General features: G+C 48.2%; 11 protein-coding genes. 2 read left to right on the top strand and 9 right to left on the bottom strand.

Going from position 1 to position 17659, the window contains the following annotated elements:
- Positions 1-46: 46 nt before the first annotated feature.
- Positions 47-955, top strand: coding sequence for a TIGR01212 family radical SAM protein (locus PHW04_07905; GenBank protein MDD2715799.1), 909 nt, complete (start codon positions 47-49; stop codon positions 953-955).
- A gap of 5 nt (positions 956-960) precedes the next feature.
- Here the strand turns inward: PHW04_07905 and PHW04_07900 are convergent, their stop codons facing one another.
- The 7 genes from PHW04_07900 to PHW04_07870 form a co-directional block, all read right to left on the bottom strand.
- Complete coding sequence (locus PHW04_07900; GenBank protein ID MDD2715798.1) at positions 961-2076, bottom strand: alpha/beta hydrolase-fold protein; 1116 nt, start codon at positions 2074-2076, stop codon at positions 961-963.
- Between the two features lie 64 nt (positions 2077-2140).
- Positions 2141-3337: an argininosuccinate lyase gene (gene argH, locus PHW04_07895; GenBank protein MDD2715797.1), complete on the bottom strand. Its 1197-nt coding sequence runs from the start codon at positions 3335-3337 to the stop codon at positions 2141-2143.
- Positions 3334-4608: an argininosuccinate synthase gene (locus PHW04_07890; GenBank protein ID MDD2715796.1), complete on the bottom strand. Its 1275-nt coding sequence runs from the start codon at positions 4606-4608 to the stop codon at positions 3334-3336. The genes argH and PHW04_07890 overlap by 4 nt, the downstream gene beginning before the upstream one ends.
- A 21-nt stretch (positions 4609-4629) precedes the next feature.
- Complete coding sequence (locus PHW04_07885; GenBank protein MDD2715795.1) at positions 4630-5751, bottom strand: SPASM domain-containing protein; 1122 nt, start codon at positions 5749-5751, stop codon at positions 4630-4632.
- A 16-nt stretch (positions 5752-5767) separates the two neighbouring features.
- Positions 5768-8008 (bottom strand): secretin N-terminal domain-containing protein, encoded by a 2241-nt coding sequence (locus PHW04_07880; GenBank protein ID MDD2715794.1) that lies wholly within the window; start codon positions 8006-8008, stop codon positions 5768-5770.
- Positions 8005-10257: a secretin N-terminal domain-containing protein gene (locus PHW04_07875; GenBank protein ID MDD2715793.1), complete on the bottom strand. Its 2253-nt coding sequence runs from the start codon at positions 10255-10257 to the stop codon at positions 8005-8007. The genes PHW04_07880 and PHW04_07875 overlap by 4 nt, the downstream gene beginning before the upstream one ends.
- Before the next feature lie 56 nt (positions 10258-10313).
- Positions 10314-12704, bottom strand: a complete 2391-nt coding sequence (locus tag PHW04_07870; GenBank protein MDD2715792.1) for a serine/threonine-protein kinase — start codon at positions 12702-12704, stop codon at positions 10314-10316.
- A gap of 157 nt (positions 12705-12861) precedes the next feature.
- On the opposite strand from PHW04_07870, the gene PHW04_07865 reads away from it, so the two are divergent.
- Complete coding sequence (locus tag PHW04_07865) at positions 12862-13716, top strand: hypothetical protein (GenBank protein ID MDD2715791.1); 855 nt, start codon at positions 12862-12864, stop codon at positions 13714-13716.
- Between the two features lie 20 nt (positions 13717-13736).
- Here the strand turns inward: PHW04_07865 and PHW04_07860 are convergent, their stop codons facing one another.
- On the bottom strand, positions 13737-16148 hold the full coding sequence (locus PHW04_07860; GenBank protein ID MDD2715790.1) for a protein kinase: 2412 nt from the start codon (positions 16146-16148) through the stop codon (positions 13737-13739).
- A gap of 8 nt (positions 16149-16156) precedes the next feature.
- Positions 16157-17629 (bottom strand): hypothetical protein, encoded by a 1473-nt coding sequence (locus PHW04_07855; GenBank protein ID MDD2715789.1) that lies wholly within the window; start codon positions 17627-17629, stop codon positions 16157-16159.
- Positions 17630-17659 lie beyond the last annotated feature (30 nt).

Below are 17659 nucleotides of genomic sequence, written 5' to 3'. Positions count from 1 at the left end.
CTAAAGCTTATTAATTCTACTCCCAACCATGGTAAAATAACAGGACATGGGAAAAAGATATCTCGATTACTCTACCTGTCTGAGGGAAAAATACCGCTGCCGGGTGCAGAAGATCACGGTAGATGCTCAATTTTCCTGCCCCAACCGGGATGGTTCGATCACGCACGGCGGCTGCACATTCTGCGATCCATCGGCTTTTTCAGCACCTGAATCAGTGCGCAGACTCGGAATCATTGAACAGATCAGGCATGGGATCATGGTCAGCAGAGTCAGGCAGAATCCGGAAAAATTCCTGGTCTACTTCCAGTCAGGCTCCAATACACACGGACCTTTGTCGCGACTGATCAAAATTTACAATGAAGCACTGTCTTTGCCGCAGGTCAGCGGGCTCTGCATCGGCACCAGACCTGATTGCGTAGACGAATGGAAACTGGATCATCTGGCCCTGCTTGCCAGGACCTGGGATATTACACTCGAATACGGGCTGCCTTCAATTTCGGACGATACGCTGGCGAGGGTCAATCGAGGCCATGATTTCCAGTGTCTGGTGACTGCTCTTGAACAAACCTCAGTGAGAGGCATTCAGGCCGGGCTGCATCTGATCCTGGGGTTTCCCTGGGAAACTCGTGAGCACTGGATCAGGACCGCCCGGGTGATCTCCAAACTTCCGGTGAATTTTCTGAAAATCCAGCAGCTGGATGTTTTCAGGAATACAGTACTCGGCAATGACTATCAGAAACAGAAGTTCCACCTGTTTTCTGTGGATGAATACATGGATCTACTGGCTGAATTCCTTCAAAATCTGAGACCGGATATCGTGATCCAGCGGCTTTACGGGCATCACAGGAAAGAATTTCTGCTCTCCCCATCATTCGAATTATCCCCTGCTCAGTTTCTGGCACGATTCCAGGATCTGCTGGATAAAAAGGAGATTCTGCAGGGTCAGAAGTATTGAAATGTTTATTCCAGGGCTGGAAACAGGAAGCTTAAAACCCTGTCAAACCTTGCAGCCCAGGCTGCTTCGTTATGAGCAGCATTCTTGACTTCCAGATAGCTTAAATCCGATTCGGCATAACCAATGCCAATCAATTTTTCCTTTAAGCTGCGCAGATTCAGGATGGACTGAACGGCTTCCTCGCCAGGCTCACCTTCCTGATCTCCCATGTCCAGCCAGATTTTCCCGGGTCCTTTTCCGGAAAGCCACTTCAGAATGGCGCGGTCAGCCCACCATAATGATGGTGAGATCACTGCGCATTTGCCGAACAGCTCAGGATGGGAAAAAGCGGCATAAAGTGAAAAAATACCGCCGAGCGAACTGCCGCCGATTCCGCAGTTTTCAGGCCCGCTTTTTACCCGATAATGGGAATTGATAAAGGGCATTGCAGATTTAACGATAAAATCAAGGTATGGATCAGCCTTGCCTCCGCCGTTTTTCTGATCCGGAAATGCGGTATAATCGCTGATCCGCTCAGAAGAGTTGTAAATACCGACCATAATCAATGGTTCGACTTTCTTCAGCTTGATCAGCTTCTCTGCAGTTTCATCGCAGCCCCATTCCACACCCATGAAACTGGTGGAAGCGTCAAACAGGTTCTGGCCGTCCTGGAGATAAAAAACCGGATAGTTCTTTTTACTTCTGCGATAACCAGGAGGAAGATAGACAATCAGCTTGTATTTCAGGGTTTCGATCAATTCGATGCTGCCTGTCAGGCTCTTTTTTGGTTTGGCCTTTGCTGTGTCTGAGAAAACGGCAACTGCATCTTTGATGACCATATCTGCCGTTATTTCCAAAGTGCGATTCCCGATTTCCTGCCCTTTTCCGTCTTTTTCAACTCCATCCCAGCTGCCTTTTGTGTATTTATACTCGATTTTCCCTTCCAGGGTTGTGCTGAATTGAAATACCTGACCTGTTTTCGTCATTTCCACCTGTCCAGGATTCCAGTCGCCCAGATTGCGGCAGTTGCCTGTGATGAATAATTTTTCAGTGCCTGCAGGGGCTGTGACTGAAAAAGTGACATTAAAAGCCATGGCTGTCCCTCCGGATAAAATGACGGCAAGCAGCAGGAAAGGTTTCATGACGGCTCCATGTTATGAAATTACTTCTAAGATATCATATATACTTGACAGTCAGAATAGTTTGTTATGAATCTTTTGCCGCTGCATTAAGCTCAGCCGCAACTCTTCTGTAGGCTTCCCGGAACGGAATACCCTGCCTGACGAGTTCGTACGCTCTGGCAGTAGCGAACACCTCTGGCGTGAGAGCCTTTTGGCAGGCTTCCCTGTCTACCGACATTTCAGTGAAAATCTTTGTCATTACGGCAAGACAGTCAAGTGTGATCCTGAATGCCCTGATCACAGGTTCCTTGGAGAGCTGAATGTCCCTGTGATATCCGCTGGTCAGGTTTGAGATCAACCCCCTGACCTGAATTTCGCAGGAGGAAATCAGATGCAGCCGTGCTCTGACCAGTTCCAGCAGATCCGGGTTTTTTTTCTGCGGCATGATCGAACTGCCGGTGCATAGTTTCTCAGGCAGGATAAAAAAACCGAACTCAGCCGAAGAAAAAAGTATGATATCTGATGCCATTCTGTTCAGGTCGAGCATGACCTGAAAAAGTGCGTGCAGGACTGCAGCTTCATATTTTCCCCTGGTCAGCTGGGCATACGAGGAATTTTCAAGCAACCCCGCAAACCCGAGTTCCCTGGCCGTCATTTCCCTGTCGATTTCCATGGGGACGCCATAGCCTGCGCCTGTGCCGAGCGGCGACCTGTCGATCAGGGCTGCCACAGATGCGACGATCGTCAGATCATCGGCAAGTGCTTCCAAGAAACATCCGGCCCACAATCCCGCTGAGTAGGGCATAGCCCTGCGTGTATGGGTATAGCCGGGCATGGGGATATCGCTGTGCTTCCTGCTGAATGATTCAAGCGATCTGGAAAGGATTGATAATGATTCCCTGATTTTTTCCAGTCTGTCTTTTTCATACAGTCTGACAGCGGTAAGGACCTGATCATTACGTGACCTGGCAGTGTGAATTTTCCTGCCAGGCTCGCCCAGGACTCTGGTAAGCCTGTCCTCGACATAAGTATGGCAGTCTTCCATTTCAGGAGGGATTGTCACAGTTCCTGCCAGGGCTTCTTTCCTGATCGCATCCAGCTCTGTGATAATTCCATCCAGTTCGACTTGATCAAATATGTTCAGGCTTTTCAACATCCTGGCATGTGCAGCAGAAGCCTGGCAGTCGAATTGCAAAATCTCAAGGTCGATTTCCGGGTCATTGCCGGCAGTGAACTCCGCAACCATCGCGTCCGGATCAATCCCTTTGTCCCAGAGCCTCATTTTCCGCTCCTGGAAGTGAGCGTTTTGCGCCAGCCATATGGGTCAGTGCTCCTGAGCACCAGATTGTGGGCTTTGAGCCGCAGCGCATTGATATTGATGAATCCCCTGGAATCCGTCTGGTCAAAGCCTCCCTCAACTTCCATGCTGGACAGGTCCTGATTGTAAAGGGAAGTCGGAGACTTTCTTGAGGTAACATAAGCATTCCCTTTGTACAGGCTGACAGTAACTATGCCGTCGATGGCTTCCTGGCACTTGGAGAACGCAGCCAGCAGGAAATCCATTTCCGGGGAGAACCAGAAGCCGTTGTAGATGAGCTCAGAAAACTTCGGGGAAAGCATGTCCCGCAGACGCATCACTTCCTTGTCCATAGCAATGCATTCCAGGTCTCTATGTGCAGCCCAGAGGATGGTGCCTCCTGGAGTTTCGTAAACACCTCGTGATTTGATACCCACAAAACGGTTTTCAACCATGTCCAGCCTTCCCACTCCGTTTCTGGCTCCAAGTTCATTCAGACAGCAAAACAGAGCCAGCGGATCTTGCTTTTCGGTTCCGTCTTCCAGGTTTTTCAGCAGTACCGGGTTGCCATCCCTGAACTGAATTTCAATCCTGGTTTCACAATCCGGTGCATTTCTGGGTGACTCTGTCAGACTGTATACATTTTCCGGAGCCGGGAACCCTGGATCTTCCAGTATTCCGGCCTCATGGCTGATGTGCATCAGATTCTCATCTTCACTGTAAGGTTTGGAAATCTGCGCTTTGACCTGGATCCCATGCTTTTCAGCATATGCGATCAGATCACTCCTCCCATTGAATGCAGAAAGGAACTCCGGGTCCTTCCAGGGAGCTATGACTTTGATTTTCGGATCCAGCGCGAAGCAGGTCAGCTCAAAGCGCACCTGATCATTGCCCTTGCCGGTTGCTCCATGAGAGATGTATCCTGCACCTTCGTTTCTGGCGGTTTCTGTCATGTATTTCCCGATCAGCGGCCGGGCCAGGGAAGTACCGAGCAGGTATCGTCCTTCATAGATTGCATTACCCCACAGAGCCGGAAAAATAAAATCAGTGACGAACTCTTTTTTCAAGTCAAGGATCCTGACCTTTGAAGCTCCAGTCTTCACGGCTTTATCCCGGACTGCATCAAAATCCTCTCTCTGTCCTACATCTGCCACAAAGCAGATCACCTCAAATCCCTTTTCCACCAGCCATTTTAAAATTACGGATGTGTCCAAACCTCCGCTGTAAGCGAGAACTACTTTTTTCCCATTATCCATGTTTCCTCCTGATTCAAATCTTTAGGGTTGCGATTCAGAATAAAATGATTTCAGTTCAGTGATCTGACTCCAGCTGAGTCCTTTCCCCATCAGATTTCCGCAGCGCTCACAACGCGGAGGTAATTTCCGGTTGAAAAGATGCGCTTTTCTTAACAGTCCGGCTTGATCACTAAGAAATATGTCCGAAAAAGTGCTTTTTTCCAGATTCCCATGGCAGAGCTCAAGTTCGCTGTCTGCGCAGCAGGCAGTAACCCGGCCGTCCCAATGAATTACCGGGGTTCTGAATGGAGCCGGGCAGGGAGGCCTCACGGTTTCCCCTGAAATCAGATCTCCGAAATCAGTGATCCTGCCTGGCTGGTTCTGTACCAACCCCAGCCTGACCACGGTTTCCTTATGAAGAAGCTCCATTTCCTCCTGCATGATCGCAGCGGCGCGTCTGAAGTTGATGATGAATTTATTCCCTATGTCCCTGGGCTTTTCCTCATTAAAGCTAACTGCCAGATCGGTTGACCCCAGTTCACCGGAAACAAAATGTTTCCAGAATTCCAGGAATTTTTCCGCTTCCCTGAAATTTTCACGTAAGACTAAAAACCGGAAGATGTATCTGAAGTTTGGCAGGTCGAATTTAGTAATGAAATTTTTGATGTTATGCAGAATCACGTTGAAGTCGGCAGCTCCTTTGATCAGGCTGAAGGTCTTTGGAGAGAAAGCATCCAGGGAGAAGACCAGAATCATTTTATGGCCTGACTCAGTAAAGATATTCCGGATTTCTTTCCCTGTTTTTTCCGAAAGCTGCAAAGCATTGGTGAAGAGCATGAATTCTCCGGAGAATCTGATTTTCGAAAGAGCCTTCAGAAAGAGCGGGAATTCCGGATGAAGCAGACTCTCACCCAGCCAGTGGAGAAGAATAAAACGAAAATCCAGCTGCGATTTTTCGAGATCATCAACTATTTTAGATAGGAGTTTTTCGGAAATGAAGCCTTTCTTCCCCTGATGCAGAGTTGCTAATTTCAATTCCTCTTTCCCGTAAACTCCAAATCTGTCAAATGACTGCACGCACATCCGGCAATTGAGATCGCAGAAGTCGGTAAAACCGATCTGCAGCTCCAGTTCTCTGTAAAGGGATGGAATTTTCTCAGTCAAATCTTGAAAGCTCCCCTTATTGTTCAAGTAAGTTTTTCAAGACTGCTTGCGGGTCCTTGAATCTGGTTTTGCCCTTTATTCTCAATGGGGCCCCGATATGGGTCCAGATCAGGGAAGTGGTTTTATCGGAGTGTGTCATCACAAATGGCTTGAAATCAAAGTCACGCACCAGCAGTTCTCCAGGATTATGGATTACCACATTGACCTTGCAGTCATCGGAATATGGACCAAAATTCATCTCAAAAGGATCGAAGCTGCTCAGGTCTTTGATTTCCGTAAGGCATTTCTCTTTGACGTTACAAAACGCTCCGGCTGCTGCGACATATTCGATCTTCATGCTGAACTCTTCACCGGGTTGAATCCAGCGGTTGAAATAGATCATACCTTTATAACTGTCTTCTGCCGGAGATGTTCTGACAGTCTTTAAAGGAATCCATTCTTCACCTTTTTTAATGGAGAGATTGACTTCACCGGAGGTTCCCTCCTGTTCTTCTGTTTTCATCGCAGGAAAACTGCTGATATTCTTCAGTTTCAGGACAGCGATCAATTTTGCGGTGCTATCCAGCCTGAGATCAAGCTTTATCTCCAGTTCCTGCACCTTGAACTCGCTGAAAGCGAAATTGCTGTCGTCAGGGCGCCGCACCCGGTCCCCTTTTTGGATTTTTTCGCCTTCCATTACGAAGATCACAGATGCCAGTGAAGTGCTTTCCCTGATCGACATGATTTTGATCCTGGCGATTTTCTGCTCTTCTCCTGTCACCATCCGGTTGGTTTTCTGATCAAAGTACTGCTGCCCGGGCCTGACCACTCTGAATTCGCTTCCGATCCGCACTTCGTCGCTTTTACGGAGATTTAGAAGCAGTTCATCTCCGTTGACATCGATCACATAGAATTCCCTTGGCCCTTCTGATTCCCTGATTGTCAGGAAATCATCTGAGATTTTACTGAGTTTTTCCTTGAGTTCAGGAGTATGCAGCTTGGGAATGACCTCTTCCATTTTCATATCTGTCTTGAAAATCTGTGGTGTGATGAATACCATCAGTTCGGTTTTGCTGGTCTCTCTGGTGTTTCTTCTGAACGCGTCCTTGACAAGCGGCAGGTCGCCTAGCAGGGGAACTTTTTTCCGGTTGATGGTGACATTGTCTTTCAGCAGGCCGCCGATCACGACTGTGTGGCCGTCCCTGGCCAGCACTTTGGTCTTCACCACCCTGTTGGAAAAAGTGGGAGCATTCTGGACATTAGTAAAGGTCAGAATATTCTGAATGGTTTGTTCAACGTCCAGCATGATGTTTTCATCCGGATTGACCTGCGGCCGCACATTGAGCTTGATCCCGATCTCCTGGTAATCTATGGAAGTGTTGATTACACCTGTAGCAGTAGTGGTGGTGTTCTCGACCGGCACCTTGACTGTTTCTTCGAAATAAGCTTGATTGTTGTTGGCTGTCACCAGCTGGGGCGATGAAAGCACGTCGATTCTGGAGGAGGATTGCAGGGCCTGCAGCATGGCCCGCATTTTGTCTTCCCTCAGTATGGAATACTTCAAACCCATCAGCTCATCCTGCTTGTCCTGGGTCTGGTTTCCGAAATCGATTTTAGTGTTGGTGGTTTCCTTTTCTCCGCCGAAAAGAGAGCTGTCCAGCATGTTCCATTCAATCCCGAACTGGCTGGACTCATCAAGGGAGACCTCGGCAATCAGCACTTTGATCATCACCTGTGTCGTACGCCTGTCAAGGGCCAGGATCGTTTCTCTGATGCCGTCCATCACGCAGGGCGGGGCAGTCACCACCAGGGAATTGGTGCGCAAGTCGGCTGACACGTCATTCTGGGCATCCTGCCTCCTGATTACAGTTTTTCCGTCCTGCTGGGAAAAGGAAAGCGGGGCATAGATATTGCTCAGCGTGGCAGCCACGTCCTTGGCAGAAGCATACTGAAGTGTAAAAGTCCTGGTCTGGACAGAGCCGAAATAATAGATTTCCACATCATGGAAAGTATAATAGACTTCGTCCCTGATCTTGTCGTTCTTAGCCCTGATCAGCACATCCACGGATTCGGGATAAAGTTCAATCCTGTATTCGCTTTCTGCAATGCCTTTTTTAGCGAGGATCGTTTTCACCCGTTCGAGAATCCCGCTGTTCCCTGCTGAAGTCCTTGTATAGGATTTTCCCAGTTCCACGAGCTTTCCATGCAGGACTGCAGGCAGGTCCTCCGCTGAAGCGCACTGGATGAACAGTAATAAAAGGGCGATGATTGTCCTCAAGGTTTTTTTACCTGTTTCAGAGCTTTGAGCAGCTTTTCAGGTTCAGCGTATCTGAACTGTCCTTCCACTGACTGGACCGACCCCAGATGGGTCCAGACAAGAGTGCAGCTTCCGTCAGGATTGTCGATCACTGCCGGAGGAATATCGAAATTTCTAAGTATCAGGCGTCCCCTGAACCAGGCTGAAATCGAAAGCTGGTAATTTCCCGTACTGCCTCCGACAAAAGAATGGAACCTGGCATAAGCTTCGGAATTGTTAATCTGCTCATTGAGTACTTCAGTCTCGTCCATAGGCAGGGAATAAGTGACTTTCAGGTTGATAATTTCCAAGGGCTCGACCACATTGTCGAAGAAGATTTCGTACCTGTCTCCTTTCCAGACTGATTTGAGAGGGGCAAAAACCTCTCCGGATTTTATCGAAAACTGCACTTCATTGGTTTTCCAGGGAAATTCCGTCTTGATCTGCGGAGAATTGGTACTGTTCTGCACTTCGCAAATTATCCCGCATTGCAGCCTGTCTGCCAGGAATTTCAGTGAAAAATCAGTGGAAATCATCTTGAAACTGTCGAAATCCATGCCTGCCGAGGGCCTGACCAGATCGCCAGGCTGCACTTTCTCGTCCTTGTTCAGATAGAGGATGTTGCAGATCGATGTCTTATCACTGACGGTTTCGATCCTGATCCTGCCGATTTCCAGCTCGTCAACAGCGATCAACTGGTTGGTCTGGGGATGGTAATATTCCTTGCTGGGCCGCACCAGAATGAATTCGTCCTTGTTCCCGACATTGTCGGCCTTTCCTGCATTGATCACGACCCTGTCTTCCCCCACGTCAGTGACCTTGATCTCTTTGCTGCCCGCCTCTTCCCTCAGTGCAAAGTAATCCCTGGAAGAATTCTCCAGTTTTTCTTTCAGTCTGGGGGCATTCAAATCTGCTACTGTTTCCTGGATTGTCTTATCCGTCCTGATGATCTTGGGAGTGATGAAAACCATCAGCTCTGTCTTCTGGGAAGTCTTGAAGTTCCTGCGGAAAGCATTTTTGATCAGGGGAGCGTCCCCGAGAACAGGGACCTTCCTGCGGGTCACAGACTCATTATTCTTAAGCATGCCTCCGATGATTACTGTATTGCCGTCTTTAGCCAGTACACTGGTATGGACAACGCGGTTGGAAAAAGTAGGTGCATTCTGCACAGTGGCTGATTCGAGAATATTCTGGATCGTCTGCTCCACGTCGAGCTTGATGTAATCGTCGACATTGATCTTGGGTGTGACTTCCAGCTTGATTCCGATTTCCTGGTACTCGACTGAAGTGCTGATCACTCCTGTCGCTGTAGCTGTGGTTTTGAGCACCGGGATCCGGACAGACTCCTGAAAATAACCGTGGCTGTTGTCTGAGGTCACAAGCTGCGGAGAGGAGAGAACATCGATCTTGCTGGTGGTTTTAAGCATCTGCAGCAAGGCTTTCAGCCTGTCAGCGGAAAGCACGCTGTACTTTAATCCCAGCAGGTCATCCTGGCTGGTCTGGGACTGATAGCCAAAATCGACCACTGATTTGCCCTTGCTGGCGTCATTCCCCAGAAATGTGCCATCAGTGAAATTCCATTCCACCCCGAACTGGTTATTCTCGTCAAGTGAGACTTCCGCGATCAGAACCTTGATCAACACCTGTGTGGTATGTCGATCCAGGGAAGCGACAGTCTCCTGGAGGTTATTAATCAGATTGAGCGGAGCAGTCACCACGATCGAGTTGGTCCGGTTGTCAGGCGAGATGTCGATCCCTGAGGGGTCACGTTTGACGAAGAACTGGCCGTCATCCTGCTGTATGTAAGTTTTGGGGTTGTAAATATTGCTGAGAAGTTCTGCCAGTTCCACTGCATTGGCATAATGGAGCGCAATGGTTTTGGTCTGGATGACAGTGTAATAATACTTTTCCACGTTTCTGAGAATCTCGAGAACCTGGTCCCTGATCTTTTCATTCCCGGCACGGATTACCAGATCCCCTGATTCGGAGAAAAGCTGGAGCTGGTAGTCGTTCTCGCCGATTTTCTGGTCCTTCAGCAGGTCTGCAACCCGCTCCTGCAGGTAATGGGTATCAATTTCGGTCCTGGCCACGATCTTTTGATGATCAGGAAGCTTGCCTGTGTAAAGAATGGGAAACTTCTTGTTTTCCTCAGAGGAAGCTGCAGACAAAGTGATTAAAACCGCAGTCAGAATCCAGATCACTGAAAAGCTGAAAAATTGCCTTATCTTCATGCCAATATTCAATCACAAGGAAAGGCGTTATGCAATAAATAACCGCCTGTATGGTATCAATGGATGGTAAAGTTGACGATCTCCAGGATCCGATAAAGATTACGCTCATACACATGCTTGTATCTGGTTTCAAGATGGTATTCCCGCCAGAAAAAGTAGAAGATGAAGCCCAGGCTGAATTCGGCACACCCGAGAATGGCCAGGCTGTCTCCGCTCCCGACAAGCCACTGGACTGAGTACTCAATCAGCAAGGTGCAGATAGTACCGATCAGGAATCCCTTGCAGAAAGGAATTACGCGCTCCCCGTTGTATGAGTCGATCGCAAAATATGTTCCTGCCCAGAGGCCGACAGCCAGGGCAGGAAGATTCAAAGTGCTCTCTGAGAAAGGCATCTGATTGGAAACAAGGGAGACAAATGCAGCTAAAAAAATAAAAACGATTGAAGAAATCAACCAGAAGGCTATCCCGAACAGGATTGAAAAGATCGCCTTATTCCGGCAGGAATAAGGGATCACACCTGCTTTCAAAACTTCCCGGATTATTTCCTTGTCAAAGGGTTTCCATTCAGTATCCAGGCTTTTCAGGATCTGAAGATATTCCCTGAGCTTTCCTATCTCATAATTCTGATATCTGGGGGACTCCAGGGCTTTTATCAAATCAGGCAGTTTCAGATACAAAGACAGATCGACCTTGTTCTTCCAGATCCTGCCGATTTCCAGATATTCCTTGACGGAAAAAACCTCAGGAATATTATCTTTCTCAATCAGGGCATTGTTTTCTCTGATTTTTTTCATGATCAGCAGAGAATCGATCACAGTCTCAATCTCCCGGCTGAGAAGATTCTCCTCAAGTTCCTCAGGAACGGCAAATTTTTTTTTGATCTCTTGAAGTTCCCTCTTTTTCAACAGACAGTCCGCATGGTTTTTTATGAAGAAAACCTTCTCGCGTACAGTGCAGTTTTCAGGAAAATAAAATTCCCCGGGTTTCCACCAGAAGTCAAAAATTCTGAACAGACTGATCAGGCTCTCGTCAAATGAAACTCTCGGCAGATTATACTTCATCACTTCGAGCAGCTGATGAAATTCATCCTTGTCAGGGTCTTTCTGAATGGACAGGAGATAATCTCTGTAATAAACGAGCAATGCTCCACTGATCACTGCCCGGACTATGCAGGCCTCTCCCTGGGTATTCTTTCTGGCAGCCACTCTGGAAGTGAAAAGGAAAACATTCTCAAAAGTTATCAGTTTGCCGTAATATACGAATCCATTGCCTTTCAGATAGGCAAGTACAAGCTTGACCAGGGCGAAATCAATGTCAGATCCTGCGAGTTTGCGTAATTTTTCCACAATCAGGTTATTATCATAATCCCGGTTTATCCTGAGCCATTCTTCGATAAATCCTTTTCCCAGAGCAGTACGGCCTACTTCCCAATGATCTTCGTTGCGGATCACTGAATGAAGCAGTTCTTCCAGCGAAAACACATCCTCGCCGCGGAAGGAAAATGGCTTTTGATATTTCCTCGTTTCAGGCAGGAAATCGAAATGAGTCGGAATTTCCCGCTCTCCTGCCAGCCATTTCCGGACCTGCTCGAATCCCCACCTTTTCCTGGGATTTCTGGTCAGCAGGCCGCTCAGCAGCAAGCGCCAGGACCCATCGATCCCTGCAGGGATTTCCACTCCTTTGGTGGATAATCTGTACATGATATTCCTCATGTCCTGCCCCTGGAAAGGGTGGCAGCCGCTTAAATGCTCCAGAATGATCATTCCCAGGGACCAGAAATCAGACTCCCTTCCAATAATCTGGGTGAAGGCTTCAGGAGACCAGTAGGCTGGAGTTCCAGTCAGGCCAAGAGTCATTTTCCTGGAAACTTCATCGTCAATCACTGAAGAAACCCCGAAATCAGTGAACACCAGGTCCAGCGGGTCGCGGCTTCTCACCAGCACATTGGAAGGTTTGAGATCCAGGTGGATCAGATTGTTGGCATGCAGGGTTTTCAACCCTTTCAAGATCTCAGCGAGTATATCTTTCAATCTGTTCCCTGACATGTAATTTTTATCAGCCAGAAGGTCCCTTAGGGAACCATATTCTACATACTCCATTACCTCGAAATATCTCTTCAAATCCTCGGTAAAATCGGATTCATAAATCCTGACCACATCTCCGGGGAATTTTTCCCCTATTTCTTTTACTTTTTTCAGGGCTTCGAGATTAGGGTTGCTGCCATATCTGTATAGTTTGAGAATGTAGATCCGGCCATCTTTTGAGATCTTGTAGATGTCTGCTTCTGCTCCGGCTGCAGGAAAAAGCTCCAGAACCCGGTAAGAGCGGAACTGGCTTAAACTCTCAGGGTGCAAAGCATCCAGGGATTCGGAAATTGTAGCGTCTGATTCGTAGACTGTCTGATCGTTGATACCATTTTTTCCCGATTGATTGTGAAGGTTGTTCATTTGACTGGCAGCATTTTACCCGTCTTTAACGGTTTTGTAAATTTTGTCTTTAAAATCGGACGACCCATTTTCAGGTGAAAAATTATTCTGAAATTGACAAAGGTCATTTTCCAAATATAATTAAAATATAAGGTATACAGTATCGAGGGGGGTCCGTATGAAAAATTCAATTTTGATTCTCACAATATTCATCCTTCTGACAGGCATCCTTTATGCAGACACCAGAGATACGACGGCAGTCCAGGTCTACCAGACCATGGTCGACAATTACAACAACCTGCCTGCTGGTACTCCGGCCCAGGTCAAGGCAGAGCTGAAAAATGCCCTGATCACAGCGATCAATGAAGGAGTGAAAGCCGGAATCCTTACCAAGGACGAGGCAGCCAAACTGACAGCCCAGATCAAAGCCAAAGGGCTGGGCTTCGAACTGACAGAACCTGATCCTCAGATTGATCCATCGATTGATACTCTCGCCAAATGCACTCAGGACCGCGGAAAATTCGCGTACAACTTCTATGTCAGAAGGATCCAGCGTTACCTGAATCTGCCCACTACTGTTTCCCAGCAGAAAAAAGACAGAATCAAAAAACGCATTCTGAGCGGCATTGACAGCGCGGTGAAGCGGAAACTGCTTACAGCTCAGGAAGCAGAAAAACTCAAGAAGAAACTCAGCACAGGCAAAGACAACGACGACACAGCCAGGCTCGTCTATACAATGGCTGAGCTTTCCTGCATCGCACAGGCGGAAAAATCACTGATCAGAGCCGGCAACTTTGACCGCACTCTGGAAAATCTGTATGAGGACTATGCTTCGCTGAAGGAAATAGTCGGAGAACACTTCTCACAGCTCGCCACAGCCCACAACCTGCCTGAACTGAAAATCGACTCCTGCATCCTGAAATACCTGGGAGCGAACCTGAATGAAGAAATTCAACCTGTGCGGGATGAAGTGCGGGAGGCCATCAGCAGCGTCCTCAACGGGCAGAGCCTGGACAGCCTGAGCATAAAATAAACCGGATTTGCATGGCCTTCTTATTTCCCCTGGGACTGTGCCCCATATTTCAGATCCTGATTCACTACTGCGGTGATTCTGTATAAAAAACTCTCGTAGACACGGCTGATCCTGCGTTCCCTGTAATAGTCGCACCAGAGGAGATACAGTCCGGCACCTGCCGGAAATCCGCTGCAGAGAAGCGAGAGTGGCCCCATGGTTCTGAGTATCGATCTCAGCATAAACTCCAATACCAGAGTTCCGATCACACCGGAGAAGAAACCCCGGCCGAATGATGCGATCCTGTCCCCGGTAAATGCGTCAATGGTCGAATAGGTGCCAAGGAACAATCCGCAGCCAAGCGCAAGCAGAACCATAGAACCCAGCAGGGAATTACCCATCAGCATATCTCCCAGCAGGTAAAGGCAGATAGAGTCCAGAATCACAAAAATCAGGGCGAGCGCAATCCCGGAGGACAGGGTCAGAAAAACAGAACTGTTGAAATAACGGTGCGGTTTGATGGCTTGCAGCAGATTTTTCAAGGCTTCCAGGTCATATTTTGTCCATTCCACATCAGGGCCTCTCAGGACCATCAGATACTCCCGCAGCTGGTGGAATTCATGCCCCTTGAATCTGGGCCTTTCCACTGCCTGCAGGAGGCTCGCGATTTTCAGGTAGAGCTGGACTTCCACCTTGAATTTCCAGAATTTCCCGATCTGGAGATAGTCTTTCACGGAAAATACTTCATCGCTGATCCTGTCCTTTTCAATCAGGGCCTTGTCTTCACGCATTTTTTTCAGTATTTCCAGGGCATCGATCACTTCCTGGAGATCCTGACTGCCGAGATTTTCCGCCAGTTCCAGCGGGATGAAATACCGCTCCTGTATCTGCTGCAGTTCCTTTTTCTTGAGCAGGCTGTCGGCATGGTTTTTTAAAAAAGACAGCTTTTCCTTGATCGTGTGTTTTTCAGGAAAAAAAAACTCTCCTGGTTTCCACCAGAAATCAAAAATCCGGAACAGGCTGGTCAGGCTGTCTTCAAGAGAAATCTTCGGAAGATTGAATTTCATCACTGAAAGCAGCTGGCTGAAATCATCCTGTTCAGGATCTTTCTGGACTGCGGTCAGGTAATCCAGGTAATAAGTATGCAGGGCTCCTGTCACGACAGCCCTTACAATGGCAGTCTCTCCCTGTCCGGCTCGCCCGGCGATCACCCGGGTTGCGAACAGGAACACATTCTCAAAAGTGATCAGCCTGCCGTAAAACACGAAACCAGTACCTTTCAGATATGCCAGCATGATCTTGACCAGGGTAAAGTCCGGGTCGTTTTTGGCGAGCTTTCGTAATTTCTCGCAGATCACGCAGTTCTCGTAATCACCGTTCTTTTTTAGCCAGTCTTCCAGGAATCCCTTGGCTATGAGCTGCTTGGCAGAATTCCAGCATTCCTCGTCACGGATGAAGGCGTGCACCAGTTCGGTCAGGGAATGAAACTCCAGCCCCTGAAATGAAAAAGGGATCTGATATTCCTTTGATTCAGACCTGTAGTCGAAAAAAATATCAATTTCCAGTTCACCTGAAAGCCATCGTTCAAGTTCAGCGATTCCCCATCTTTTTTTGGGGTTTCTGGTCAGCAGGCCTTTCAACAGTAATTGATGCGACGGTTCAAGAATTACCGGCACCTCAACTCCTTTGGTGGACAGGGTGTACATGATGTTTCTCATGTCCAGGCCCTGAAACGGATGCTTAAGTGTCAGAATCTCGAGCAGGACAATGCCAAGGGACCAGAAATCAGATTCGCGTCCCACCACCTGGGTAAAGGCTTCTGGTGACCAATAGAGAGGAGTGCCTTTCAGATTCATGGTCATTTTGCGGGAAATTTCGTCATCGATTACTGAAGAAACTCCGAAATCAGTGAAGACCAGTTTCAGCGGTTCCAGGCTGCGCACCAGCACATTGGATGGTTTGAGGTCAAGATGCAGCAGATTGTTGGAATGAAGGATTTTCAAACCATTGAGCATTTCCCTGAGCAGCAGGTTAAACCTGTCTCCTGAAAAAAAACGTTCGGCAATCAGGTCTTTCAGGGAACCGAAACGGACATATTCCATCACCTCAAAGTATCTCTTCAAATCCGGATCGAAATCAGATTCATAAATCCGGATCAGGTCGTCTGGAAATTTCTCGCCGATTTCCCGGGCTTTGCTCAATGCTTCCAGATTCGGGGTATTGCCGAAGCGATACAATTTCAGAATGAAATCCAGGCCGTCTTTCCCGACTCTGTAGATATCGGCTTCCGCACCAGCGGCCGGATACATTTCCAGCACGCGGTATCCACGGAAGCTGTTGATTTTCCTGGGAGTGTCTGAGCCCGGGCCGCCGCCGGCAGTTCTATCTGATTCGATGATGGTTCTATCTTCGCAACGGGTGATTTCAGATGAATTTTCCGGTTGACTGGACATTCAAGTTTTCAGGCTTTCAGCGACTTCCGTTCCGTCCGTCCGCCTTTCTCCTTTCCTGCCGGTTTTTCATCCACAATATATTGCAGGTCTTCGTCAGGTTCCTTGCGGATTTTTACGTCCATCGGGAGTCCGAGGCTGGCAAGCTGAGCCAGGAACTGATCGTACTCACTGCACCATTCAGATGCTATTTCACGGTCTTTGAGCTTCTGATGCATGGAAATTTCCTGTTTCGCCTGTGCAGCAGTTACAACCCGGACCATTCTGGTCACAATTTCCCCGTTTCCGCTGAACTTGAGCATTACTTTATACTCTCTCCACTTTGTGTCGAGATAGACTACTTCTCCACGCTTCAGTTTTCCCGCTACCTCTCCATCACTGCCGGTCATGACGTCATATCCTAGAGCTGCCAGGGCCTGCCCGACCTTGCCGATCGCTTCATCCGCCCGGATGTCGCTTCCGGTTTCCTTCATCAGAAAATCACTTGCCGATTTCGAGATCCGGTCTGCGTTTTCCTTGGAAATCAGGGGAGTTGAAAGGACTTTTTCTATCGCCATCGTAATTTTTCCGGCCCTCGGGTTTTGTGAAAGTAGAGCCAGCAGCCGGCCGAGTTCTTCCCTGTGCACTTTGTCCCAGGACAGCTCCCCTTTGAGCCGGCTGTATTTCAGCTTGATTTCATTTTCAACCAGCTGCAGGCGGTCAAGGGATTCCTCAGCCCCGGACTCTTTTACAAGACTTTGCAGGGAACTCTGGGTTGCACGGTCCAGCTGTCCGATTTTATCGAAAAATCTCGAGATTTCTGTTCTGTGGATTCTGATTCTGGAAGCTTTAGGGCTTTCCAGATTCATTAATTTTTCGCTGAGATTGATCTTCTCAGTTTCTCTCGTGGTCTCGTAAATCCGGATGATCATTTCAAGCGTCTCCCTGATCTCATCCAGGGATGCGCATTTCTGTCGCAGGGAGGATTTCCCGGCTTCCTGACGGAGCTGTTCCAGCCTTTCCAGTTCCCTGGCAAGACCATCGCTGGACGGGAAAGACTTGATTTTATCGAAGCATTCACAGATGGCGGATTCCACGACCTCGAGATGCCTCCTGCATTCCTGGGCGTCAATCTTCAGAAACTCGATTTTCTGCCTCACTTCCTGATGTTCGTGGATGATCATCTTAAGAAGACACCCTTTTTCCTTTAATTGAAAAATATTGTTTGCGCAGCACTCGGTCAGCAGTTCCTTGTTCCTGAGAGCCAGCTTTTCAAGCTCTACGGAAATCATCCTGCCATCTGTCTCTTCCAGTTCCCTGATCTGGGAACGCTGCTCGATCTGGAGGTTTTCCAGCTGCTTTCCCAGCATTTCCTTCTCAATGTAACCTTTGACCAGGGCTGCGCCGGCGCCGGCAGCTATGAAAGCCAGAGCACCCGCAGTAGTCGGCGTGAAAAGTAAGTTGCCAAGCACCTGGGTGGGTGTCAGCACGACGGCATGGCTCATTTTTCCCCCTTGAATTCATCTTACATTTTT

This window comes from Candidatus Wallbacteria bacterium (genome assembly GCA_028687545.1).
Classification (GTDB): domain Bacteria; phylum Muiribacteriota; class JAQTZZ01; order JAQTZZ01; family JAQTZZ01; genus JAQTZZ01.
This window is presented reverse-complemented; position numbering and strand designations above follow the sequence as displayed.